1 rRNA gene is annotated in these 1,587 nt (G+C 53.2%); it reads right to left on the bottom strand.

Going from position 1 to position 1,587, the window contains the following annotated elements:
- Positions 1–1,553: ribosomal RNA gene (locus tag R7F64_RS23720) — 16S ribosomal RNA — on the bottom strand.
- Between the last annotated feature and the right edge of the window lie 34 nt (positions 1,554–1,587).

Below are 1,587 nucleotides of genomic sequence, written 5' to 3' on the forward strand. Positions count from 1 at the left end.
TAAGGAGGTGATCCAGCGCCAGGTTCCCCTAGCGCTACCTTGTTACGACTTCACCCCAGTCATGAACCACAAAGTGGTAAGCGTCCCCCCGAAGGTTAAACTACCTACTTCTTTTGCAGCCCACTCCCATGGTGTGACGGGCGGTGTGTACAAGGCCCGGGAACGTATTCACCGTGGCATTCTGATCCACGATTACTAGCGATTCCGACTTCATGGAGTCGAGTTGCAGACTCCAATCCGGACTACGACGCACTTTTTGGGATTCGCTCACTTTCGCAAGTTGGCCGCCCTCTGTATGCGCCATTGTAGCACGTGTGTAGCCCTACTCGTAAGGGCCATGATGACTTGACGTCGTCCCCACCTTCCTCCGGTTTATCACCGGCAGTCTCCCTGGAGTTCCCGACATTACTCGCTGGCAAACAAGGATAAGGGTTGCGCTCGTTGCGGGACTTAACCCAACATTTCACAACACGAGCTGACGACAGCCATGCAGCACCTGTCTCAGAGTTCCCGAAGGCACCAATCCATCTCTGGAAAGTTCTCTGGATGTCAAGAGTAGGTAAGGTTCTTCGCGTTGCATCGAATTAAACCACATGCTCCACCGCTTGTGCGGGCCCCCGTCAATTCATTTGAGTTTTAATCTTGCGACCGTACTCCCCAGGCGGTCTACTTAACGCGTTAGCTCCGAAAGCCACGGCTCAAGGCCACAACCTCCAAGTAGACATCGTTTACGGCGTGGACTACCAGGGTATCTAATCCTGTTTGCTCCCCACGCTTTCGCATCTGAGTGTCAGTATCTGTCCAGGGGGCCGCCTTCGCCACCGGTATTCCTTCAGATCTCTACGCATTTCACCGCTACACCTGAAATTCTACCCCCCTCTACAGTACTCTAGTCTGCCAGTTTCAAATGCTATTCCGAGGTTGAGCCCCGGGCTTTCACATCTGACTTAACAAACCACCTGCATGCGCTTTACGCCCAGTAATTCCGATTAACGCTCGCACCCTCCGTATTACCGCGGCTGCTGGCACGGAGTTAGCCGGTGCTTCTTCTGTCGCTAACGTCAAATAATGCAGCTATTAACTACACTACCTTCCTCACGACTGAAAGTGCTTTACAACCCGAAGGCCTTCTTCACACACGCGGCATGGCTGCATCAGGCTTGCGCCCATTGTGCAATATTCCCCACTGCTGCCTCCCGTAGGAGTCTGGACCGTGTCTCAGTTCCAGTGTGGCTGATCATCCTCTCAGACCAGCTAGGGATCGTCGCCTTGGTGAGCCCTTACCTCACCAACTAGCTAATCCCACCTAGGCATATCCTGACGCGAGAGGCCCGAAGGTCCCCCTCTTTGGCCCGTAGGCATCATGCGGTATTAGCCATCGTTTCCAATGGTTATCCCCCACATCAGGGCAATTTCCTAGGCATTACTCACCCGTCCGCCGCTCGACGCCGTTATCGTTCCCCGAAGGTTCAGATAACTCGTTTCCGCTCGACTTGCATGTGTTAGGCCTGCCGCCAGCGTTCAATCTGAGCCATGATCAAACTCTTCAATTTAAGATTTTGTTCGGCTCAATGAATACTGAACATT

Origin of the sequence: Vibrio sp. Vb1980 (genome assembly GCF_033338615.1) — a bacterium.
In the GTDB taxonomy this organism is placed as follows: Bacteria; Pseudomonadota; Gammaproteobacteria; order Enterobacterales; family Vibrionaceae; genus Vibrio; species Vibrio alginolyticus.